The following is a 23,298-nucleotide window of genomic DNA, read 5'->3' as shown; positions in this document are numbered from 1 at the left end:
GGGCAAGATGTCCCAAGAACCGGAGACCGCAACATGCAAGCCCGTCGATTGATCCTGATCGCCACCATGACCCTGGGATTATTGATGAACCACTCATCCGCCGCGCAAAGTCGTCCTTCCGTTACCAAAGTGCCTGATGCCGGCACGTCGCAGCAGATCCCCGAAGGTCGGCCCATTCCTCAACAGTGGCCTCATATCGGCATGTCGATGCGGGCGCTGGAACGCGCTTACATCGAATCCTATGAGCAGTCTGGATTCCGCCTGGCAAACCGCCACAGGCGGTCGTATCCCAACGGCATTTGGAATATCGAGCTCGTGTTCCAGCTGAAGAGTGCGCCGAAGGGACCTGACGCGCCTGGCACTACGCTCAGTATCTTGATCAGTCGGCCGGACGCATGTGGCTGCTCCGTTACGAGAGAAAGTTTCATAGGGGCCGATGCCTATAGTCCGGATCCGACATTAGTCGCACGGGGAGCGCGTGCGCTCATCAAAGCCGATACGGCCGCTTTGGCAAAGGTCCGGCAACGGTTGGGAATGAGCTTGCCTGCTATCGATATGCCCAAACCCTGATATTACTGCCTCCGAGACACGCGCTATCCCTCCGCAGCAATAGTGGATACCCGTGACGACGGCTTAGCCGACTCAGGCCGCCTGGGACATTTCACGCATACGTCTCCAGCGTTATGGGCTGCAGTCTGATGGCCCCTTGCAAACCCCTTGCGCGTTGCCGGCGCCTGTCGAGTCTGGGTGCTTCGGCCCTGTCGGAAGCGTCCGGGGCGGTGCCTACATCGTCGTCAATCTGGGCACGTCCAGCGCCAACCCGCGATCGACTGGACCTCCACGGTGGGAACGTACCCGACCGGACCGGGCGGCAGGAGATGGTCCGCGCTGTTGGGCGGCCCCCTATCGGGGATCGATCTGCTGGTTACGCAGACAGGTCTGGTGGTGCGGTGCGACTGAGCGATGTATGCGCCGCGCTAGTGATTCCTTTCATTGACGTGTCACATACAGGTGTTACCCCGCAGGCCCTGGAAAGCGCATATCTCGAACCTTATGAACAGCCCGGATTGCATCAAACCAACCGCCGCATGGACTCGTCTCCAACAAACTACGCGATCGTTATCTCTGTCCCTGAGTTATCTCATACCGGCATTACGCCGCAGGCGCTGGAACGTCTCTACGTCGAATCTTATGAACGGTCGGGATTCCGTCTAACCACCCGTCGCATGGAGTGGCATCCAGTCGGCTACTGGGAGATCATCCTCGCATTCAAGTGGAGGAAGGGACCGACGGGACCCGACGCGCCTGGCATCACGTTGGCAATGAGCGTCTCCGCAGCGACTGGATGCGCCTGCCGCATGAGCAGGGCAAGCATCAGGGGGCTCTATCAAGAAAGTCCCGATCAGGCGATATTCTTGCGGGGAATGGATATTGTCGCCAAAGCCGATGCGGCTGCGTCGGTAAAGGTACGGGAACGATTGGGCGTGAGCTTGCCGGACGTGGTTCTACCCCCACACTGACGCCAGCGTCGTGCCGATCCTCAAGCAAGACATGCGCCCACGGGTTCCAAAGAACCATGTCACGCTGGAAATACTTGGGACCGTCGCTCTTCGCCGCCGCTTTCGTTACATCTGCGGGTTTGCCGATCGCCAAAGTAAACTGCTCACCGCGATAAGGCGACGCCAGCAGACTGAAAAACAGATGGTGACGTGGGATGCCTGAAGTGCAGCTGCAACGGATTCGATCAAGCCGCTGTGGCAGTCAGGCGCGGCATTCCGCCTGACAGCAACATAAGCTGGCCCCGACCCAGGACATGCCAAGCACGCCCAGTGCCAGCCCGCTACGCCATCAAGTCATGGCTCACCGCGTTATCGCGTCGACCCATCGATCACCACCGAATGCAATCCATCCCGTCTCACCTGCCCGGGACCGAATTGACTCACCTTGCCATCCTTGAGCACCACCGCGTAATCGGTGTGCGTCATGGACACGCGCGTGCGGTGACGATTGAGGTAATTGAGCACTTCAAAGTCGCCCAGCGTCCGGATTGAATCCGGACGGCCAAGCGTGGCGATCACCTGGTCGCGGCTGGCACCGATGTCGATCGTGGTGATTTTATGGCCGGTGGTCTGGCAGCCGGCGACTGCGGCCGCCAGGGCGACCGCACAAAGTATCCCTTTCATGTTTTTCCCCTGTTTCCGGTCGACGCCGTCGGCGAACCGTGCGAAATTGTAGCCGCCGCGAGCGCACTTGGCACGTCACCCGTGGGGTGCGAAAATGCCGGCCGTACAGGGGGAAATTCGCAAAACGACCAATCCGCGACCGGCATGCCGGTCGCGTCGCTGTGTCGTGAGGCCCAAAGACGGGCCGGCCCCTCCTGCGCCTGGCGAAAGGATTTGGGGTGCTGGTCGAACGTTTGGTTATGCAAGGCATGTCACCTGTGACTCTTCTGCGCCGCGGGCGGGTTGCGTGCACGCCATGCCGGGGCATCCCCGCTCGCTTGCCCATCCTGCTGGCGCTGCTGCTGGCTCCCTGCCTGCACGCAGAGCCGTCCCCGCAGGTGGTTTCGCTGGGCGAGCTCTTTGCGCTGGCCCGTGACAGCGAACCCGGATACGACGCCGCACAGGCCAATCTCGCCGCTGCGCGAGCGCGGGTGCGGCAGGCCTACGGCGCCATGCTGCCGCAGATCTCTGCGACCGGCAGCACCAACGGCAACAACCGCCGCTATGAAACCTTGGATACGACAACGGCAACGCTGCATGACGACTACCACGCGCGCACCGGCCAGCTGAGTCTCAACCAACCGATCTGGCGCAGGGCGAACCGCGTTGCGCTGTCCCAGGCTGGCAGCGCCGCAGACCAGGCCAACTGGCAGTTGGCCGACACTGAGCAGCAACTCTACGCCAAGCTCGCCACGGGCTGGTTCGAGCTGATGGAGGCGCGCGACGCTGTCGATTTCAACGCGGCCCAACGCGATGCCTTGAAGGCGCAATGGAACATCGCGCGGCGATCGGCCGAACTTGGCGCCAAGTCGCAGCCGGAGGCCGACGACGCACGGGCGAAATACGAACAGGCCGACGCCGACGCGCTTTCTGCGGAAATGGACGTCCAGACCAAGTTGGCGGCGATCGAGCCGTGGATCGGTAATGCCGACGATCTCGTGCAACCCTGGCTGCGTGAAGATGCGCGTATTCCGGACCTGCTTGGCGAGGATATCGATGCCTGGCTCGCACAGATCGATGCGCATTGCCCTGCCCTGCGCGCTTCATCGGCCGCGGTTACCGTCGCAGAAGCGGAAATCGCCAAGCAGCGCGCCGGGCATTTGCCGACGCTCGATTTCGTCGCCAGCTATGGCAACAACGATCAGAACGTGGGTAATTTCCCCGGGCAGCCGGGTTATCGCATCGCCACCGTCACGCTGGGATTGCAGCTGAATGTGCCGCTGTATTCCGGCGGCACGCAGTCGGCGAAGGTAGCTGAGGCACTCGCGTTGCGCGATAAGGCGCGCGACGATTTCGAATCGGCCCGCCGACAAGCGGTGCTTAACGTGAAAACCGCCTTTCTCGGCTGGCGCGCCGGGCGCGCCCGCATGCTCGCCGCTGGCACCGCGATCGATGCGGCCCGCCAAGCACTGGCGCTGGCGACGCGCGGCACTGCGCACGGGGTCCGCACCGAGGCAGACATCCTTGCCGCCCGCCAGCAGCTCGCCGCCGCACGCCGCGACCGACGCAAGGGCAGTTACCAGCAACTCACGGCCTTCATCAAGCTCAAGGCCACGTTGGGGGATCTTTCCGGAACCGATGTCGACGAACTCGACGCCCTGTTCGTCAACGCACGCGACGACCACGACGAAATGACCGCGACCGTGGCGGAGGCTACTCGGTGAACGCGCTGCCTGACGACAGCATGGACAACGATGCAGCAAGCGTCGCCGGCGAGGTTGTGGAGGTGCCGACGCTTCCGGCCTGGGATCGATTCGTCACCGCCCGTACCTCGGATGCGTTCTGCGACGCGTGGCTTACGCTGATCTGCGAACGCTTTCCTGCGATTCGCAATGCTGCGGTGCTGGTCGAGTCGGCGGACGGAAAGAATTACGTCCCTATTGCCGTCTGGCCGTCGGCGGATGCCGGCATGTCGCGGATGGGAACCGCCGTGGGCCAGGCGCTTGCGGAACGGCGCGTGGTGATCGCTCCGGATCAGGAAACGCCGGGCATCCTGCATGTCGCCGTCCCCATCTCAGCGAACGAACGCGTCGCAGGTGCGGTTGCATTTGAGCTGTCCGGCGATGCCGGCATCGTTCCCGCACTGTTGCGTGAGGTGCATTGGGGCAGTGCCTGGCTGTCGAACCTGCTCGGCAAGCGGGATCAGGACATGGCCATCGCGGCTGGCGAGCGCACCACGGGCATCGTCCACACCCTGGCGGTGACGCTGCGCCATGCACGTTTCCAGCAAGCGCTGTTCGATCTGGTCAACGAGCTGCGCCGCCGATTCACTGCCACCCGTGTTGCTGCCGGCATCATCCGGGAAGCACACGTCACGCTTGCAGCGCTGTCCGAAGCGGCCACGTTCGAAAAATCATCTCCGCTGGTGCATGCCTATCGCGATGCCATGGCCGAAGTGTTCGACCTGGCGCAGACGATCGAGGCCAGTGGCGATGCAGGCGGCTTTCGCGCTCATGCAGAGCTCCTGCGACGAACCGGTGCAGCGTATCTGTTGTCTGTCCCCATCGTGCATCAGCAACGGATCATCGCGGTGTTGACGCTGGAGCGCGAGACCGCTTTCAGCGAGGAAGAGCGCCGCTGGATTGACACGTTTGCCGCGCTTATCGCCCCGGTGGTCGAGCAGCGTCTGCTGGCCGAACGTAGTTCGCTGCAACGCGTGAACGATGAAGGCCGGCGCTTCTGGGGCGCAATCGTGGGGCCCCGGCACCTGGTCTGGAAGGCTGTCGCGACGCTTGTGGCGCTGCTGATCCTCGTACTGGTCGCCGTGCCGGTCGATTATCGCGTCTCTGCCAAGACCGTCACCGAAGGCGAGATTCAGCGTGTTGCCGCCGCGCCGTTCGAAGGCTTTCTTTCCGAAGGTTTGGTACGTGCGGGCGACATCGTGCGCAATGGCCAGCCGCTGGCGCGCCTGGACGACCACGAGTTGCGTATGGAGCGCATTCGTTGGGCCAGCGAGCGCGATCAGTACGATAACAAGCTACGCGAAGCGATGGCCCAGCACGACCTGACTGCGATCCGCGTCACCGGCGCACAACTGGCAGAGGCACAGGCCCAGCTCGATTTGCTCGACGACAAGATCGGCCGGGCGACGGTGCGCTCGCCCTACGACGGGGTGGTTGTCTCCGGCGATCTCTCCCAGCAAGTGGGTACACCCGTGGAAGCGGGCAAGAAGCTGTTCGAGATTGCACCGCTGCACAGTTACCGGATCATCCTGGAGGTCGATGAGCACGACATGGCACCGGTGCGCGTCGGTCAGGCGGGCCAGTTGATGCTCAATGGTCTGGCCGGCGGTGCGCTGCCAATCCGCGTGGTGCGGGTCATGCCGGTGGCCACGGTCAAGGACGGCAAGAACGTCTATCGCGTCGAGGCAGCCTTGACGGGTGCAAACCAGCGCCTGTTGCCGGGTATGGAAGGTGTGGCCAAGGTGGGCGTGGGTCGCCGCCAACTGGGCTGGGTCTTGCTGCACAGCACGTTCGACTGGTTGCGCATGCAGTGGTGGAGCTGGGGTTTGTAACGATGGCGCGCAGTCCTTTCAGCCCGAGCTGGCACAGCGTTGCGGAATTGACGCCGCGACTGATGCCGTACGCGACCGTGCAGCGCATGATCTTCCGTGGCCGTCCCTGGTACGTAGTGCAGGACCAGACCGGAGGCAAGGTGTACCGGCTGACCGGCGCGGCTTACGCGCTGCTTGCAGGGATGGATGGACGCACGACGGTACAGGCACTGTGGGAGCGCGCCAACGCCTCCGAGGTGCGCGATGCCTGCACCCAGCCGGAAGTGGTCGACCTGCTGACCCGCCTGCATGCTGCAGACCTGCTGCAGGCCGATGCAATGCCCGACTCGGCCGCCCTACTCGACCGCCACCGCAACAAGCGCACAGAAAAGATCAAGCAGTGGCTCATGAATCCGATGAGCCTGAAAATTCCACTGATCAACCCCGATCGTTTTCTCACCCGCTTCGAGCCCTATGTGGGCTGGTGCTTCGGTGCGTGGGGCGCAGCGCTGTGGGCGCTCGTGGTACTGCCTGCGCTGTTCCTCGCCGGCCAGCACTGGTACGACCTCACCGAAAACCTGTCGGATCGCGTGCTTTCCGGCAGCAACCTGGTGGTCATGGCAGCCGTCTACCCGGTAGTGAAACTGCTACACGAGCTCGGACACGGATTCGCAACCAAGCGCTGGGGCGGAGCCGTGCGCGAACTGGGGCTGATGTTTTTGATCTTCGCGCCCGTCCCCTATGTCGAAGCGTCCTCCTCTTCGGCCTTCCCCTCGAAATATCGGCGTGCAACGGTTGCCGCCGCCGGCATGCTGGTGGAACTGTTCCTTGCGGCGCTGGCGCTGCACATCTGGCTGGCAGCCGAACCCGGCATCCTGCGTGGCGTAGCCTTCAACGTGATGGTGATCTGTGGCGTTTCCACGTTGGTGGTCAACGGCAACCCCCTGCTGCGCTACGACGGGTACTACATCCTCTCTGACCTGATCGAGATACCCAACCTGGCCCAGCGTGGACAGGCATGGTGGACCTACCTGATTGATCGCTACGGATTCGGCTCGACCGACGCAATGCGTCCTGACGAGACGCCCTCCGAACAGCGGTGGCTGGTTGCATACACACCGCTGGCGTTCTGCTATCGCACGTTTGTCACTGTCTCGGTGATCCTCGCTGTCGCCAACAAATATTTTTTCGTCGGCGTGCTCATGGCGCTGTGGAGTGCCTGGGGTCTGTTCGGCGCGCCCTTGCGCAAGGGTTGGAAACACCTGTCTTCATCCGGCTCGCTGCAACGCGTGCGGCAACAGGCAATGCGCCGCACTGCATGTTTTATCGGCGGCCTGGCGCTGCTGCTTGTCTTCATTCCCGTACCCATGCACAGCCGCTCGCTTGGCGTCGTGTGGCTCCCCAATCGGGCAATGTTGCATGCAGGCGGCAATGGCTTCTTCGTCCGTTGGCTGGTCACTCCGGGCACGAGCGTCAGACGTGGGCAGCCACTGTATCGCCTGGAGAATCCGCAACTTCGTGCCGATGCGACCGTTGCGCGGGCGAAGGTGGATCAGGCTCAGGCACGCTATGACGCCGAACATTATTCCGATCCGGCCAAGGCCGCCATTTCCGGTCGCCAACTGGCCGAAGCGCAGGAGAGCCTGGAACGTGCGGAACTACGGCTGGCCAGGCTGACAGGCTACGCCGGAGATGATGGCGCACTGGTCGTCGCCACTGCGCAGGACATGCCAGGCCATTACTACAAGCAGGGTGAGCTACTCGGTTACGTGCTGCAGGAGCGCGAGCTGATCGTTCGTGCCGTCGTCCAGCAAGACGACATCGACCTGGTGCGCGGCCGTTTCTCCGGCGCACGATTGCATCTGGCCGGCTCGCTCGGCGATGCATGGACGACCAAGGTGATCCGCACCTTTCCCGGTGCTGTCGACGAGTTGCCCACTGCAGCGCTCGGCCTTACTGCGGGCGGCATCATTGCGACAAATCCCAACGACACGAACGGCGTCAAGACGATCCAGCGTGTCTTCATCGTTGATCTGGCCTTGCCCCCCGACGCCAGACCACGTTTCGGCGAACGGGCGCAGGTCCGCTTCGAGCACGGGAGCGAGCCACTTGCCATGCAGGGATGGCGGCGGCTCAGGCAGGTCTTCCTGAGTCATTTCGATGTCTGATGTACGCGCCGTGCTTGCCGCACGCCACATCGAGCTTGGTGATGGCCCGTATCTGGAGCGCGTTGATGCCAAGCGCTCGGTGTGGGAGGAGCGCCTGCGCACTTGGCTGGCGCGCGTGCCCCGCTTCAACCAGCGCGCCACGCACCGCTTCGTCGATGCGACCAATGCAAACGAAGGCGTCGCCAAAGCGCTTGACGACGACGCCTTGAGAGCACAACTGGCTGCCGAAGCACACCGCATGCGGCACGAGGGCTTTACCGACGAGCGACTGGCGATTTCCTTTGCGCTGATCCGCGAGGCTTCGCGACGCACCCTTGGCATGCGTCACCACGATGTACAGCTGATGGCTGGACGTGCCTTGCTACAGGGGCGCCTTGCAGAAATGTCGACGGGCGAAGGCAAGACGCTGGCGGCGACCCTGGCGGCATGCTCTGCTGCCGTCACCGGGGCTGCGACGCATGTAGTGACTGTCAACGACTATCTCGCCGAACGCGATGCCGAGCACAACACCGCGTTATTCGATTTTCTTGGCCTGTCGGTCGGCGTGGTATTGCAGGACATGTCGATTCCTGATCGACGCACCGCATACGCCTGCAATATCACGTATGTATCCAATAAAGAACTGACATTCGATTACCTCAAGGACATGATCGCACTTGGGGATGCCTCGCGCACCCAACAATGCCTGCGCGAGTTCGCCGGTGGCCGGGTGGCGGAAGCGCCGATTCTGCGCGGACTGCATATTGCCATCATCGACGAGGCGGACAGCGTCCTGATTGACGAGGCCAGCACACCGCTGATCATCTCCGAGACCCTCCCCGACGATCTCGATCCGACCGTGTATACCCGCGCCATCGAACTGGCACGTTCGCTGGAAGAGAACGTCCATTTCCGTCGCTCGCAACATCGTGATTTCTGGCTCACCCCGGCCGGGAAAACATATGCAAGGGAACTCGCATCTGAATGGGACGGGCTGTGGCGTTCGCCAATGTGGCGGGAAGAGTTCATCCAGAAGGCACTCTCGGCCATTCATGGTTTTCAGCGTGACCAGCATTACATCCTGGCCGAGGGAAAGGTGCAGATTGTGGATGAATCCACCGGCCGGGTGATGACCGACCGAACATGGGAACGTGGATTGCATCAGATGATCGAATGTAAGGAAAACTGCGAGATTACCGGCCAACGGCGCACACTTGCGCAGATCACCTATCAGCGTTTCTTCGGTCGCTATCTCATGCTGTGCGGCATGACCGGCACCGCGCAGGAAGTCGCCAGCGAAGTCAAAGGAAGCTACGACCTTTCGATAACGCGCATTCCTACGCACAAACCAACCCGGCGTCGTCGGCTTGCCGATACGCTTTGTCGCCATTCGGAAGAACGCTGGCAGGCAGTTGCATCTCGGGCAGTTGAAATGGCCTCGTTGGGACGCGCTGTTCTAGTTGGCACGCGCTCGGTGGAAGCGTCTGAAAAGCTGTCTGCTGTCTTTGAAGCCCAGGGCATCGCCCATGCTGTCTTGAATGCCAGACAGGACGAAGGCGAGGCAGATGCAGTCGCTGCGGCTGGTGCGGCTGGGCGAATCACGGTCGCCACCAACATGGCCGGCCGCGGTACGGACATCAAGCTGAGCAAGGAGGCCGAGGCCGCCGGTGGACTGCATGTCATCCTTACTGAATTCCACGAATCTGCCCGGGTGGATCGACAGTTGTTCGGGCGTTGCGCGCGCCAGGGAGATCCCGGAAGCACCGAGGCCATCGTCAGCGTGGAAGACGATCTGTTCCGACGTTTTGCCCCTGCCGCGCATCAACTCCTGCTCGGTCGCCTGGTACCTGCCCGGCTGGCAAACGAACAAGTCGTGCGCCGCTACGTCACCTGGTTACAGGATCGCGCCGAACGACATTATCGCCAGCAACGCGTTATGACGCAGAAGCGCGATGCGGAGTGGGTCAAATCGCTGGCCTTTGTGGGCAAGAGTCGGCGCTAATTTCCCTTAAGCTCCACCATCGCGGCCTGACCAAGAACACCGCGCAGGCGCTACCCCTATTTGCGTTATCGAACCTGTGGCTGAGGCGAAATCAGTGACTGCCTGCTGCGGGAAGCGGGCGCCTGTACCCGGGGTTTCCCAGCGAAAACGCTAGAAATGGCGCAAAATCCTGAAGATGCAGACGCGATTCACCGGAACGATCCCACATCCGGCGCTCTTAGACTTCGTTGCTCAGACCTTCCCTTAAAACATGCCTCAAGTTGCTTGATCGCAGACTGCGATCTGCGATGAAGTGGGCGCTTCCGCGGGTGCATTAACGAATTTTGCTTAAATGCAATCAATAAACGCCTCAACCCGCGATGGTAAAGACAGATCCCGAATCCACCCTGATTCCGGCACCGTTGATGAAGCTGGCTCGCTCGGAGCACAGGAAGGCAACCGCCGAGGCCACTTCCTCCGGGCGGCCGCGTCGCTTGAGCACCATCCCGGGACGCTCTTCGTCCAGGAACGATTCGATCGCCTGCTCGAACGTGGTTCCGTTTTCGCTTGCGCGTTTTTGCATCATCTTGTCGGTCATGGGAGTTGCGATGAAGGCGGGCGACACCGTATTGACTAGCACGTTGTCCGGGCCGTAGGCCTTGGACAGGCCCTTGGCCAGGCTCAGGATTCCTGCCTTCGATGCGCAATAGGCTAGTTCGTCCACGTAGGGCTGCACGGCGTCTTCCGATGCGAACAACACGATCCGGCCCCATTGCTTGCGGCGCATCGCGGGAATGGCCTGGCGACACATGCGCACCGCGCCCATCAGATTGATGTCCAGCGTTTCGAGCCAGCCGGCGTCACTGACCTCCAGGAAGTCGCCGGTTGCGCCAGTCACGCCCGCTGCGTTGATGTAGATGTCGGGGTCGCCCAGTTGTTCGCGCACCTGTGTCCAGATGGCGGTGACGTCCTGCTCGCGAGTGACATCGCCCTCGATGGCGATGATCTGTCCCAGGCCCGACAGCTCCGCCACTGCCTGGTCGAGCGTGCCGTCTGGGAGATCGGTGATCGCCACGCGCACGCCGGCTTCGAGCAGCTGCCGCGCAGTCTCCTTGCCCATTCCCGAGTCGCCGCCACTGATGAGGGCGATCCGATGATTGATTCCGAGATCCATGCTGAACTCCTGGTGGTAGAGAGAGGTGGTGGTATGCGCGCAACTAGCGGGCGAGAAATCGCTCCGCCGTGCGCAGGCCAAGTGCCATCTGTGTCAGCGCGGGATTGGCTGCCAGTGCACTCGGAAAAATCGAGTTGTCGCAGATGTAGAGGTTGGCGATGTCGAATGCGCGGCCGTCCGGGTCCACCACGGCCTGCTCCGGATCCGTGCCCATGCGGCAGGTGCCCAGCGTGTGTGCAGAGCGGGCGGCAGCGAAAATGCGTTGGGCACCGGCTGCTTCCCAAATTGCGTGCAGCGATGCGCGCGCGTGGGCATCGATCGCGCGCTCGTTGGGCCCGTAGCTGAAGTCGATATGTGCCTTGCGCTGGCCGAATGCATCGCGCTCGTCGGACAGGCTCAGCAGGTTGCCGTCCTGTGGCAGGCATTCGCCATTGATGCCGATGCCGGCCAGGCGGTTGTAGCGCGTCATGGTCGCCACGAGTTCCCTCCCCCACATGCCCGCGCCACGCGCCAAGGTGTTGGCCAGGGTGATCGGCTGCACGCCCAGGCTCTGCACTAGATAGCCTCCGATGAAATCGGCATTGGGTGGACGTAGCATGTCCTCGGAAATCAGCGACGACGGGTAGCCACGGTTCATGCGCATGTCCGCGTCGAACTCCCCCCACACCTGGGTGGCCACATGCGCCATGAAATTGCGCCCGACCTGACCGCTGGAGTTGGCCAGCCCCAGGTTGAGCAGCAAGCGCGGTGTTTCCACGCCGCCTGCGCACAGGAACAAGCTTGCGCAACGCTGGCGCAGTTCGCGTCCGTCCTGCTGGTAGACCACCGCGCTGACCATGCCACGGGCGTCGCGCTCGATATCGATGACCCGGCAACCGGGTCGCAATTGGGCACCGTGCGCGCGCGCCAGCGGCAGCCAGGTGGTATCGACACTCACCTTGGCGCCATTGCTGCAGCCCTGATGGCATGCGCCGCAGTTGTTGCAGGCCGCGCGCCTGCCGTGGTGCGGCTGCTCGTGCGCCCTGGTCACCAATGCGGCAGGCGCATCGGTAGCGGTGATGCCCAGCATGCGGCAACCGTGTTCCATCGCGCCGGCCGACGCATTGCGCTGCGCCGGCGGATACGCGTATTTGCGCTCCGGATCCCAGGGATAGTGCGCCGGCCCGGAGACACCGATGAACTCCTCGACGCGGCGGATATAGGACAGCAGCTCTTCATGCGCGATCGGCCAGTCCATGCCGCGCTGCCCGGTCTGCGTCGACAGGCTCAGGTCGCGCTTGTCCGGACGCGGGCAGAAGGCGCCCCAATGCAGGGTTGAACCACCCAGGCCCGACCCGGAGTTGTTGGCGCCAAATGCGGTGGGCGTCTGCCCGCCGCTGAGGCGCTCTTCCATCCAGTAGATGCCGGTCGTCAGCTCATCGGGCAGATGGGACGCAGGGCTGAAGGCCGCACCCGCCTCCAGCACCACCACCGAAAGACCTCGTTGCGCGAGCCGTGCAGCCAATGGGCCGCCCCCTGCCCCGCTTCCTACCACCACCACATCGACTGCAGCGTCGTGGATGCCAGGGCTCATCGAAGGCCCTTGGCAGGAAGCTGCCAGGCTTCCTGTTGATCGGCTGCAGTCTGTTGATAGCCCGCGCTGTCGATACCGGCACCGCCAACCGCGAAGCCGTCGTATCCCATTGCCGCCATCGTGGCGGGAAGGCTGATCCAGATCCGCGCGGCTTCGGCGCGGACGTCTTCGAACCAGTGCGCCAGCTGCGCTGCATCCAGCCCCTGCGCCGAGGGATCACCGGCTGTCGATTGCGACACCTCGCGCAGCCAACGATCCTGAGTCTCTGCGGGTAATCCAGCGAAGCCATTGCTCAGCGCGTCGAGCGTGTCGAGCCCCATCGGCACTGCAAGCCGATCGGGTGGCAATGCGGCATGGCGCCAACCATCGCTCGCGCCTTCGGCAAGCTGGATATCGATCCGCCGTGCAATCTCGCGCGCATCGCTGGCCCCATCCAATACACGCGCAACGACTGCGGTGAGTAGTTCCAGTTGATGTTGGCTCAGCACGCCTTGCGCAGTCGCGGGCGGGCCCGCATGCCGGCTGAGCAGCAGCTTGCGCATGCGCGGCACGACCCTGTCTGCATTGAGCAACCTGACGAAGTCATCGGGCAGGCATTTGTCCACGCTGCGATCCACATGCGCTGCGATCAGCTGCGCAAGGTGTTCCGGCTGCTCATACGGAATCAGGTGCGCGGCATCGGCCACCACCGCTATACGCGCTTCGTGATAATGCGGCGCGTTCAACGCTGTCTGCGCGGCTTCGCCGAGGTCGCCATCTTCTCTGCCTGCGATGATCAACGCAGGCACGTCCATGCAGCCGGCCTGCGCGCTGCAGTCCTCACGACTGGCGTGCGCGAGCCAGGCGATCCACGCCTTTGCACTGGTGCGCAGCACGTCGTTTACAGCCGCGTCCCTCAAAGGTGCAGGTAACCTCGCCGCACAGTTGTCGTCGATGAACTGCTCGGCCTCTTGCCGGATGGGATGGCCCTTTTCGAACCAGGCCAGCATGGTCTGTCGCCGTGACTCCTCCATCGGCTCGGGCGCCGGCGGCGACGCCGCGACCAGGATCACGCCGGCCAGGCCGGCAAGCCCGGCCAAGCCATCGCGCGCCTGCGCCGCTGCCAAGGTGGCGATCTTTCCGCCCATGCTATGTCCGATCGCAAACCAGCAGGTCGGTTGCCGCCGAATCACCTGTTCAACAAACCAGGCAACCAGTGCGGCGGTGTCGACATGCTGCAGCGGCGGCGCGTCTCCGAAGCCTGGAATATCGAGCGCCACACAATCGAAACGCGCCTCCAATCGCTGGATCACACCAAACCACTCGTTGCTGCTGGACCCGAGGGCGTGCAGGAAAAACAGCGTCGGCTTCGCCATGTAACACCTCTATCCACCAGGCGCGCATGATGACCGGCGCGTCGTCCACGCATCGTGCAGATGAGTCCGACATCTTGTGATCCGGACACGCCGAGCCGGATCAAGGCCAGCGCGTTGTACTCGCCCATGTCGTAGTCTCGGCTGCGCAATGGAGGACTTGCCGCACCCCGTTAAACATTCGAGCGCGCGAGGCGGCTCTACCGATACTTATGACAGCGTGGTGCGCTGGCCGCTACGCAGCCTAGCCCGCACAAGCGGGACGCAGCGCCCTATCCCTTCAACACCAGCGACACATCCGGGTATCTGTCGCACATGAAGTCCACGAAGGCGCGCACCTTGGGTGCGGCCAGACGCCTGGAGGTGTGCAACACCCACAGCGCCGGCTCTGCGCCCGCGATCGTGCCCCACTGCACCAGTTCGCCGCGCGCGAGCTGGTTCCATGCGATCGACTGCGGAAGCAGCGCCACGCCACCGCCTGCAATCGCCGCGTCGCGGACCATCAGGAAGGAGGAAAACCGCAGACGTGGAATGGGTTCCAGGACCAGGCGCCCGTCATCGAGATTCCATGTGGTCGGCTGGAAGCTCGACATCACCACAGCGGGAACTGATGTGAGCGCGCCGCGGGTTGGCATGGCGATGCCGGGCGCAGCCACGACAACCAGCCGATCCTTGGCAAAACACCGCCCGACCAGGCTGCTGTCCGGGCTTGGGTTGATGCGGATGGCCACATCGAACTGTTCTTCCACCAGGTCGACCGTGCGGTCGTCTGCCACCACCTCGAGCATGATCTCCGGATAGGCCGCACAGAACTCCGCGCCAATACGTCCCATCGCCAGTTGCGAGAACAGCACCGGAGATGCCACCCGCAAGCGTCCGCGTGGTGTCGAGAGCCCTTCGCGTGCGGCCGCCATGGCCTCGGCCACCTCGCTCAACGGCACTTCGGTGCGGTCCATCAGCAACTGCCCGGCTTCGGTGAGCCTGAGCCCACGGGCGCTGCGCTCGACCAGTCGCACGCCTAACTGTTCCTCGAGATCGGCGATGCGACGCGACAAGGTCGCCTTGGATCTGCCACTCGCACGGCTCGCCTTTCCGAGGCCCTGGTTCGCTGCGACCAGCGCGAAATCGATCAATGCATTGAGATCCATGGTGTTCCAGATTTGAAACCGGGCGTCCACATCTTGGCGTCTTCGTCTTGGAGGTGCAACGGCATATCGTCTGGTCACCGCAACGTCAGTCGTGGCAGCGATGTCGCACTGACGCCTCTTCCATCCATAGCAGGAGATTCACATGAGCATTCTCGTCACCGGTGCCACCGGCACCATCGGTTCTCTCATCACCCAGGGCCTTGCCGATGCAGGCGCAGCGGTCAAGGCATTGGTTCGCCAACCGGGCAAGCGCGTTTTTCCGGCGGGTGTGACTGAAGTTGTCGCAGACCTCACCGATGTTGCATCGATGCGTGCCGCGTTGTCGTCGGTGCGCACGCTGTTCCTGTTGAATGCGGTCACTCCCGATGAAGTGACACAGGCGCTGATCGCACTGAATCTTGCACAGGAGGCAGGCATCGAGCGCATCGTGTACCTGTCGGTGATCCATGCCGACAAGTTCACCAACGTGCCCCACTTCACCGGCAAGCACACGGTTGAGCGCATGATCGAAAGCCTGGATATTCCTGCAACGATTCTGCGTCCTGCGTACTTCATGCAGAACGAAGCGATGATCCAGCAGACGATTCAGGACTACGGTGTCTACCCGATGCCGATCGGCTCTGCAGGTGTGGCCATGATCGATGCGCGCGATATCGCAGACATCGCGGTTGTCGAGCTGCTGCGACGCGACCGTGCACCTGCCGCGCTCGCACGTGTCACGCTCGAACTGGTTGGCCCGCATGCCGTCACGGGCAGCTCCGTTGCGAAGGTCTGGAGTGCAGCGCTTGGGCGCGAGATCGCCTACGCGGGCGACGATGTGGCCGCGTTCGAAGCGCAGATGGCGGCCTACGGCCCATCCTGGCTGGCCTACGACATGCGCCTGATGATGGCGGGTATCCAGAAATTCGGCATGCAGGCGGCCAACGGCACGGTGGAAAAACTGCAGGCCATGCTGGGGCGCCCGCTGCGCACCTATGAAGACTTCGTGCGCGAGGCGACGGCGCGGGCTTGATCGCACGCGACGCAACAAGCGTGGGAAACCCCGCTTGATGCGTCCAAGCGTCTGCAGGATGCGAACGGATCAGTGGCAACAGCAGTCTCACGCACATAATCATTACGCTGCCAGTCGGTTTTTTCCTGACGTACGTGAACGAAAATGCAAGCTAAATGCAGCCTGGAGCGCGCGGTTCAAGTTTCCAATTTTCGCGTCGTTATCACGTTGCCGAGGCACTCACGCGAACATCACGCGGCCTGCTAGCCGGTGCCACTTACTGGACATCAGGACGATTCGCATGACTGCCTATTTGCAACGCTATAACGTCGGTCGCCGTCTCGGCGTCGCTTTTGGAATTTTGATTCTATTGTCGAGCCTGCTGGTGGCGACGGGCTTGATCACCATGGCCAACGCACGACAACAGTTCGATTTCATCGTGCTCGATCGTATGGCCAAGATCCAGATCGGCAACGGCATGCTGGATGCCAATTCATCGATCCTGATCGCGCTGGGCACGTATGCCATGGCCACCAGCGATGAACTCAACAACGAAGCGCTTTCCACCATCAAGGCGCAACGTCAGCGTTACAACGATTTGCGGGCCAAGCTGGACACATTGCCCAGCTCCGAGGAAGGCCGCAAGATTCGTGCAGAGATGGATGCGCGACGCGCCATCTCGGGAAAAATCAACGACCAGGTCATGGCGCTCGCTGCTCAAAACGACAATACGCCGGCGCAGGCGTTGCTCAGCGAAAAAGCGCGCCCGGCGACGATTGCATGGCAGGACAAAATCCGTGAGCTGGTGACGCGTCAGGAAGGTCAGAGCCAGCAAGCCTATGCCGATGCAGTGGCGTCGATGAATCGCGGCAAGCTATTGATCATCTCCGGTGGCATTGCCGTGGTGGTGATCAGCAGCTTGCTTGCCTGGCTCATCACCCGCAGCCTGACCCAGCCGCTCGCACGTGCAACGCAGGCTGCAGAGGCAATTGCCAACGGGCAGCTGGACAACAACGTGGAAAGCGACGCCAAGGATGAAACCGGCCGCCTGCTGCGTGCCATGCGTGGCATGCAGACGCAGCTGCAATCCTTGCTCACTGCACAAAGCGACATGGCCAAGCGCCACGATGATGGCCAGGTCAGTTTCCGTATCGATGCCACCGCGTTTCCCGGCGACTACGGCCGCATGGCCAAGGACACCAATACGCTGGTGGCCTCGCATCTGGCCGTGCAGACAAACCTGGCGCGCATCATGGGCCGCTATGCCATCGGCGACCTCAGCGAGAGCATGGACCGCCTACCAGGCGAGAAGGCGGTGCTGACGCAGACCATGGACGAGGTGAAGGCCAACCTGTCTGCAATGAACCACGAGATCAAACAGCTGGCGCAATCTGCGGCCAATGGCGACTTCACCGCACGCGGCGACGCCGACCGTTTCCAATACGATTTCCATGTGATGGTCGATAGCCTCAACCAGCTCATGGCCACGGCCGATGGCAACCTGCAATCGCTGTCGTCGCTGCTGCAATCCATCGCCGCAGGCGACCTCACCGCACGGATGACCGGCGAATTCAAGGGCGTGTTTGCACAGATGCGCGACGACGCCAATGCCACTGCTGCGCAACTTGCAGAGATTGTCGGCCGCATCCAGCACTCGGCTATCTCGATCAACTCGGCCGCCAGCGAAATCGCCGCCGGCAATCAGGACCTGTCGCAGCGTACCGAGCAACAAGCGGCCAACTTGGAAGAAACCGCCGCTTCGATGGAAGAACTGACCTCCACCGTGCGCCAGAATGCCGAACACGCCCGTCAAGCCAACCAGTTGGCGATCGGTGCGGCAAGCGTGGCGTCGCAGGGTGGCGAGATCGTGAGCAAGGTCGTGGGCACCATGTCTGGTATCGAGGCCTCGTCCAAGAAGATTGCCGACATCATCTCGGTCATCGACGGTATCTCGTTCCAGACCAACATCCTCGCGTTGAACGCGGCGGTGGAAGCCGCACGTGCCGGCGAACAAGGCCGCGGCTTTGCGGTGGTGGCGTCGGAAGTGCGCACCCTTGCCCAGCGTTCCACTGCTGCGGCGAAGGAGATCAAGAGTCTGATCGACGATTCGGTCGAGCGGGTTGCCGAAGGCTCGACGCTGGTGCATACGGCGGGCTCCACGATGGCGGAAATCGTTGCCAGCGTGCAGCGTGTGACCGACATCATGGGCGAGATTTCCGCCGCCTCGCAGGAACAGTCGGCCGGTATCGAACAAGTCAACACCACCGTGACGCAGATGGACGAAACCACCCAGCAAAACGCAGCACTGGTGGAAGAAGCCACCGCCGCCGCACGCTCGATGGAAGAACAGGCTGTGCAGCTGACGCAGGCAGTGTCCGTGTTCAAGATCAGCGACGACAGCACGCGCACCCCGCGTTCGACGGCACCGGTTGCTGCAAAGCTCAGTGTGATTGCTGGAAGAACTGTTGCCGCTGCCAAAAGCCCGGTACGCCCGGCGGCTGCACCGAAGCGCGCGGTGGCCGCAGGCGCCTCGCACGATGCAAGCGACTGGCAGGAGTTCTGATTTTGCGCGTCGCAAACGGCCCGGCTTGTCCGGGCCGTTTGCGTTTGAGAGGTGATCGAATCTGCAGATGGCCAACACGTTGAAGCGATCCGCAACGGCGCATACGCGCGTATGCACGATGCCTTAACTCGACCGGCCTATGCTGCGCCGGGCTGGACAGCTCGCGGCGCCCTGTTTCGCCAAGCCTCGATCGCCGCTGGCGTCCATGACCCCCGGAAGATCTAAAGACATCGCAAAGGAGATTGTATGAAAAAGCTGCACGCTCTTATGGTTGTTGCTGGCTTGTTGGGCATGAGTTCGCCGGCATTTGCCGAGGTCGCCAATCTGACCAACAGCGCCGACGGCGCCAATCGCGATGCTGGCATCGCGGCAGTCAAGAAGAAATTGCAGGATGCCTGCACGGGACGTCAGGGCACGCCGGATCTGGATTCGTTCGAGGTGGTGTTCGAAAAGACCAGCAAGAATCCGGAGGTTCCCAAGCCTTATTACGTGGACGCGAAACTCAAGTGCGATCTGCCATAAGGTTGACAGCGGCTGCTGCGCCCTTGTGCGATTGGTGGCGATAACACCGCGATAGAGCCCCGCGCATGCGGGGCTTTTTGTGTCTGTTGCATCGTGCGCTAGCTCGCACCGCGACACGTTGTTACAGCACCACCACGCCATGCCTGGATGGGCGACGCCATAACGCCAGTGCGCTGCTGATATAGTGCGGCGAACGCGATGGGCGCAACACCCATCATCAATATCTCGTCACCAATTACAGGGAGTTGTCATGGGTCTTTTGCAGGCGGTAGCAGGTGCAGTCGGCGGTGTGTTGGCCGACCAGTGGAAGGACTTCTACACCGTGCCGGCTGGCCTGCCTTCCACCGCTGCGCTGTTCGCTGCGGTGCCGAGTGGAAGCAACGCCGGGCGCGGTGCCAACACCAACGCGTCTTCGAACATCATCAGCAACGGCTCGAAGATCATCGTGCCCGAAGGTTACGGGCTGCTGTTGTTGCAGGACGGTGCGATCACCGGGTTTGTCGCCGAGCCGGGTGGTTACGAGTGGCGCTCCGACGATGTCAATGCGCAGTCGATCTTCGCTGGCGATGGCCTGGTGACGCCGCTGATCCGGCAGAGCTGGGAGCGCTTCAAGTTCGGTGGCCAGCCGGGTGCGCAGCAGGCCGCGTTCTTCGTGTCGCTGAAAGAGCTGCCCGACAACCGATTCGGCACGCAGTCGGAGATCTATTGGGACGATGGCTTTCTTGGAACGCAGGTCGGTGCGATCACGCGTGGCTCGTATACGTTGAAGATTGTCGACCCCATTTTGTTCGTGAAGAACTTCGTGCCTGCGCGCTACCTGCAGCCGGGCCAGGTGTTCGATTTCACTGATCTGGACAACGCTGCTGCCAGCCAGCTGTTCAACGAGGTGGTGAGTGCGCTGGCGCCGGCCTTCAGCCTGTACACAAACGATCCGGGCAAAGGCAACCGCATCGCGCGGCTGCAGCAGGATTCGCTGGGCTTTGCCAAGAGTCTGTCCGATGCGGTCGAGCAGGCGTATCAGTGGAACTCCGAGCGCGGTCTGGCCATCGTCAAGACGGCCATCGTGTCGATCGAATACGACGCGACTACGCGCGAATTGCTCAAGACCGTGCAGCGCGCCGACGCACTGGCGGGCGCACGCGGCAACTCCAATTTGCAGGCGAGCGTGGCGCAAGGCATCCAGTCTGCGGGCGAGCATGGCGGCGCCGCAGGTTTGGTGGGCGTGGGCATGGCCACCGGCATGGTGGGTGGCGTTGGCGGTCTGCAACAGCCGGTCGCGCCCGCCGCACCCGCTGCCGACGACGCAGTCGCCAAATTGAAGAAGGCCAAGGAAATGCTGGACCTTGGCCTGATCACGCAGGACGATTACAACGCGGCAAAAGCCAAGGCGTTGGGCCTGTAAGAGAGACGCGCCGCCATCATGTCCGACTCCCGCATCCCACCGCCGTTGCCGGCGACACCTCCTCCGTTGCCGCCGCTGCCCGCAGCGCCTGCGACCGGCCCCGGTTCGCCGCAGGACGTACCGCCGTTGCCGGGTAGATTCAAGCGCGACCCGGCCACCCTGCCCGCCCCAATCCGCAACGAGCTGCAGGCGCCTGACCCGCTGGCCATCGACACGGCCGCCGCCGAGCTCAAGGACGGCCTCAACCGCTGCCCCAAATGCGGCGCCAGCGATATCCGGCCCAAGCTCGGCACCGATCTATTGGTCTGCCAGTTCTGTCGTCACGAATGGCATGGCGCGCGGGTGGAAGAAGTCTTCGGATTCGGCGAAGGCATCAGCGAATTACGCGGCACGGTCATCGCTTCGGGCGCGCAGGATATTGCTGCAGACGCCGCCAGCCTGATGAGCTTCAAGTGCAGCGGCTGCGGCGCCGAGGTGACCATCAATACGCAGAGCACGATGACGGCGCGTTGCCACTGGTGCCGGCATGTGTTCGGCGTCAACGAGCAGGTGGCCAACGGCGCGGTGCCCGACGCAGTGCTGCCCTTCCACATCAACAAAGACGATGCCGTGGCGCGTATCCGTCAGTTCGTGGACAAGCGGCGCCTGTTTGCGCTCAAGGCCTTCAAGCAGCAGTTCACGCCCGAGAACGTGGTGGGCGTCTACCTGCCTTACATGATCGTCGATGGCAGCGCGAGCGCCAGCGTGAGCGGCACGGGCGAGATCAAGACGCGTGAGTACACGCAAGGCACCGAGAAGAACAAGCGCACCTATTACGACGCCGACGTGTACCAGGTGCAGCGGCAGGTGGAGTTCACGGTGGACGATCTGCCGCTGGAATCGTCTGCCGAGCGCGGCAACCTGGATAGCCGGGTCAACACCAACAACATCATCAATACGATCCTGCCGTTCGACACCAAGAATGCAGTGAAATGGAACGCGTCGTATCTGGCGGGGTTCACCTCGGAAAAGCGCGACCGCGATGTCGAGCAGCTAAGGCCGCGTCTGGAAGACCAGCTGCTGTCGATCGCCCGCGTACAAGTGGAAAGCTCGGTGCGCCGCTACGACCGCGGCGTGCGTTGGGAGGTGGAGCGGCTGGATGTCCATGGCACGCGCTGGGTGTCGATGTATCTGCCGGTGTGGCTGTACTCGTACCACCAGCCCGGACGCGGCGGCGGCATGCTGCACTACATCGCGGTGAACGGCCGTACCGGCGAGACCATGGGCAGCGTGCCGGTGCAGCAGTGGAAACTGTTGCTGGCCGCACTCACCGCCGGCACCGTCATCGAAGCAATTGCCCTCTGGATCGTGGCGGTGACCGCATGAGCGACAACAACGGACTGTGGTTACTGCTGGCCGGCCCGGTCGGTGCGTCTGCGCTGTATTGGGTGCTGTACCAGTACTACCGCAATACCGATCAGTCGCATGCCTTCGAGCGGGAAACGACGGTCGATGCCAAGCCAGTGACCGGCTCGGACCGCAAGATCGATACGATCACCGGCACCCAGGCCAAGCACATCGACGGCGACAATGTGGCGGCCTACCGAACGCGCGTACGCCGGGATGCAGATTAAAAGCGGCTGTTTTAGGTCCTAGGCTGCGGTGCCAACGCCCAACTGCGCGCGCGCCACATCCAGGGTGGTCATGATCTGGACCACTTCGTCGAGTGGATGCAGTGGCGATTCCGTGCGCCCTTCGCCGATATAGCGCGCGGCAGCAGTGGCTTGCCAGGACAGCCCGTCGTAGCCGTTGACGCCGGTCGGATCTGCCCATAGCGCCGGTTGGCTGGCGTAATCGTTGCCGACCAGACGCAGGGTTGTGGGGTTATGGAAGTCGCCTGCAAGGTCGATGCGTCCTTTGGTGCCTGTGACATAGGCGACCGAGCTGCTGCGGGCAACGATGGAGCTGATCAGGGTGGATTGCGCAATTCCTGCATGCGAGAGCACAACGGTCGAAAACGCATCCACGCCGGTGTCGGTCAGCGCACCGGTTGCGGTGATGGCGGTGGGTGCGGCCAGGATCATCGACGAGAACTGCACGGTATACACACCCAGATCCAGCAACGCTCCGCCGCCGAGTTCCGGTCGGCGTTGCCGATGCATCGGATCATTGGGGCCGATTTGACTAAGGTCCGCAAAGACATGCCTGACCTCGCCGATCGCGCCATCGGCCAGCAGTTTGCGCAGCACCGAGGTGTGAGGCAGGTACCGGCTCCACATGGCTTCCATCAGGAAAAGGCCGCGTGCGCGTGCTTCCTGCACCAGCACGCGTGCGTCGTCCGCGCGGGTGCTCATGGGTTTTTCGATCAACACATGTTTGCCGGCGCGCAGCGCCAACAAGCCATGTTCCAGATGCTCGCTGTGGGGCGTGGCAATGTAGACGATGTCGATCTCGGGGTCGTCGACCAATGCCTGGTAGCTGTCGTACGCACGCTCCATTGCCCAGGTTTTTGCGAAGGTGTCGGCACGCGCACGATTGCGTGAGGCGACCGCGAACGGCTGCTGCCTGGTGTGCTTGCATAGCGCGCTGACGAATGCCGCTGCGATCAGCCCTGGACCCAAGATGCCCCATCGCAGCGATGGCTCGCCCTGCCCTGGCAAGAACAGCTCGGGCTCGGGAAATGTGGTTGGCGCCATGCTGTTGCCTTCGCAGTTTCAGGTGCTTGCATGCTAGCAAACGGCGCATGTCCAT

19 protein-coding genes are annotated in these 23,298 nt (G+C 62.6%); 13 read left to right on the top strand and 6 right to left on the bottom strand.

Translation table 11 applies throughout. The features are described 5' to 3' along the window. Nucleotides 1-33 precede the first annotated feature (33 nt). The 3 genes from AC1KVG_RS01225 to AC1KVG_RS01215 all read left to right on the top strand — a co-directional run bounded on the left by AC1KVG_RS01225 (nt 34) and on the right by AC1KVG_RS01215 (nt 1,722). Nucleotides 34-570, top strand: coding sequence for a hypothetical protein (locus AC1KVG_RS01225; RefSeq protein ID WP_481093239.1), 537 nt, complete (start codon nt 34-36; stop codon nt 568-570). 410 nt (nt 571-980) lie between these two features. Next, a complete protein-coding gene (locus AC1KVG_RS01220) occupies nt 981-1,520 on the top strand; it encodes a hypothetical protein (RefSeq protein WP_481093238.1) in 540 nt (179 codons plus the stop codon). Between the two features lie 10 nt (nt 1,521-1,530). Continuing rightward, entirely contained in the window at nt 1,531-1,722 is a 192-nt protein-coding gene (locus tag AC1KVG_RS01215) for a hypothetical protein (RefSeq protein WP_127159917.1), read from the top strand. Between the two features lie 146 nt (nt 1,723-1,868). Here the strand turns inward: AC1KVG_RS01215 and bamE are convergent, their stop codons facing one another. After that, nucleotides 1,869-2,183, bottom strand: a complete 315-nt coding sequence (bamE, locus tag AC1KVG_RS01210) for an outer membrane protein assembly factor BamE domain-containing protein (RefSeq protein WP_065047407.1) — start codon at nt 2,181-2,183, stop codon at nt 1,869-1,871. 317 nt (nt 2,184-2,500) lie between these two features. Here bamE and AC1KVG_RS01205 point away from each other — a divergent pair, with 317 nt between their 5' ends. Genes AC1KVG_RS01205 through AC1KVG_RS01190 form a run of 4 tightly spaced genes read left to right on the top strand, consistent with a single transcriptional unit; the run spans nt 2,501 to nt 9,864 of the window. Beyond that, nucleotides 2,501-3,886 carry a TolC family outer membrane protein gene (locus AC1KVG_RS01205; protein WP_481093237.1) on the top strand — a complete coding sequence of 462 codons (1,386 nt, stop codon included), beginning with the start codon at nt 2,501-2,503 and terminating at the stop codon, nt 3,884-3,886. Continuing rightward, nucleotides 3,883-5,736: a GAF domain-containing protein gene (locus AC1KVG_RS01200; RefSeq protein ID WP_481093236.1), complete on the top strand. Its 1,854-nt coding sequence runs from the start codon at nt 3,883-3,885 to the stop codon at nt 5,734-5,736. The genes AC1KVG_RS01205 and AC1KVG_RS01200 overlap by 4 nt, the downstream gene beginning before the upstream one ends. After that, nucleotides 5,715-7,883, top strand: coding sequence for a hypothetical protein (locus tag AC1KVG_RS01195; RefSeq protein WP_481093235.1), 2,169 nt, complete (start codon nt 5,715-5,717; stop codon nt 7,881-7,883). Before AC1KVG_RS01200 ends, AC1KVG_RS01195 begins: the two co-directional genes overlap by 22 nt. Further along, nucleotides 7,876-9,864, top strand: coding sequence for a preprotein translocase subunit SecA (locus AC1KVG_RS01190; RefSeq protein WP_481093234.1), 1,989 nt, complete (start codon nt 7,876-7,878; stop codon nt 9,862-9,864). Before AC1KVG_RS01195 ends, AC1KVG_RS01190 begins: the two co-directional genes overlap by 8 nt. Nucleotides 9,865-10,213: 349 nt before the next feature. Here the strand turns inward: AC1KVG_RS01190 and AC1KVG_RS01185 are convergent, their stop codons facing one another. The 4 genes from AC1KVG_RS01185 to AC1KVG_RS01170 form a co-directional block, all read right to left on the bottom strand. Then, entirely contained in the window at nt 10,214-11,017 is an 804-nt protein-coding gene (locus AC1KVG_RS01185) for an SDR family NAD(P)-dependent oxidoreductase (RefSeq protein WP_481093446.1), read from the bottom strand. Nucleotides 11,018-11,060: 43 nt separating this feature from the next. Continuing rightward, nucleotides 11,061-12,590: a GMC family oxidoreductase gene (locus AC1KVG_RS01180; RefSeq protein WP_481093233.1), complete on the bottom strand. Its 1,530-nt coding sequence runs from the start codon at nt 12,588-12,590 to the stop codon at nt 11,061-11,063. Then, on the bottom strand, nt 12,587-13,945 hold the full coding sequence (locus AC1KVG_RS01175; RefSeq protein ID WP_481093232.1) for an alpha/beta hydrolase: 1,359 nt from the start codon (nt 13,943-13,945) through the stop codon (nt 12,587-12,589). Before AC1KVG_RS01175 ends, AC1KVG_RS01180 begins: the two co-directional genes overlap by 4 nt. A 269-nt stretch (nt 13,946-14,214) precedes the next feature. Beyond that, nucleotides 14,215-15,090, bottom strand: a complete 876-nt coding sequence (locus tag AC1KVG_RS01170; protein WP_481093231.1) for a LysR family transcriptional regulator — start codon at nt 15,088-15,090, stop codon at nt 14,215-14,217. A 142-nt stretch (nt 15,091-15,232) separates the two neighbouring features. Between AC1KVG_RS01170 and AC1KVG_RS01165 the strand changes: the two genes are divergently transcribed. The 6 genes from AC1KVG_RS01165 to AC1KVG_RS01140 all read left to right on the top strand — a co-directional run bounded on the left by AC1KVG_RS01165 (nt 15,233) and on the right by AC1KVG_RS01140 (nt 22,181). Beyond that, the gene (locus tag AC1KVG_RS01165; protein WP_481093230.1) at nt 15,233-16,102 is read left to right on the top strand and encodes an NmrA/HSCARG family protein; all 870 of its coding nucleotides are present in this window, start codon (nt 15,233-15,235) and stop codon (nt 16,100-16,102) included. Nucleotides 16,103-16,382: 280 nt separating this feature from the next. After that, nucleotides 16,383-18,644, top strand: coding sequence for a methyl-accepting chemotaxis protein (locus AC1KVG_RS01160; RefSeq protein WP_481093229.1), 2,262 nt, complete (start codon nt 16,383-16,385; stop codon nt 18,642-18,644). Between the two features lie 246 nt (nt 18,645-18,890). After that, on the top strand, nt 18,891-19,166 hold the full coding sequence (locus tag AC1KVG_RS01155; RefSeq protein ID WP_154844633.1) for a hypothetical protein: 276 nt from the start codon (nt 18,891-18,893) through the stop codon (nt 19,164-19,166). A 250-nt stretch (nt 19,167-19,416) separates the two neighbouring features. Further along, nucleotides 19,417-20,568 carry an SPFH domain-containing protein gene (locus AC1KVG_RS01150; protein ID WP_481093228.1) on the top strand — a complete coding sequence of 384 codons (1,152 nt, stop codon included), beginning with the start codon at nt 19,417-19,419 and terminating at the stop codon, nt 20,566-20,568. An 18-nt stretch (nt 20,569-20,586) separates the two neighbouring features. Next, entirely contained in the window at nt 20,587-21,933 is a 1,347-nt protein-coding gene (locus AC1KVG_RS01145) for a TFIIB-type zinc ribbon-containing protein (RefSeq protein WP_481093227.1), read from the top strand. Further along, nucleotides 21,930-22,181, top strand: a complete 252-nt coding sequence (locus tag AC1KVG_RS01140; RefSeq protein WP_006448780.1) for a hypothetical protein — start codon at nt 21,930-21,932, stop codon at nt 22,179-22,181. The genes AC1KVG_RS01145 and AC1KVG_RS01140 overlap by 4 nt, the downstream gene beginning before the upstream one ends. Before the next feature lie 18 nt (nt 22,182-22,199). On the opposite strand, the gene AC1KVG_RS01135 is transcribed toward AC1KVG_RS01140, so the two are convergent. Then, nucleotides 22,200-23,243 carry a Gfo/Idh/MocA family protein gene (locus AC1KVG_RS01135; RefSeq protein WP_481093226.1) on the bottom strand — a complete coding sequence of 348 codons (1,044 nt, stop codon included), beginning with the start codon at nt 23,241-23,243 and terminating at the stop codon, nt 22,200-22,202. Nucleotides 23,244-23,298: the final 55 nt, after the last annotated feature.

The sequence above is a fragment of the Xanthomonas sp. NCPPB 3959 genome (assembly GCF_056675575.1).
Note: the sequence above shows the minus strand (reverse complement) of the source record. Positions and strands in the feature narration are given on the sequence as shown.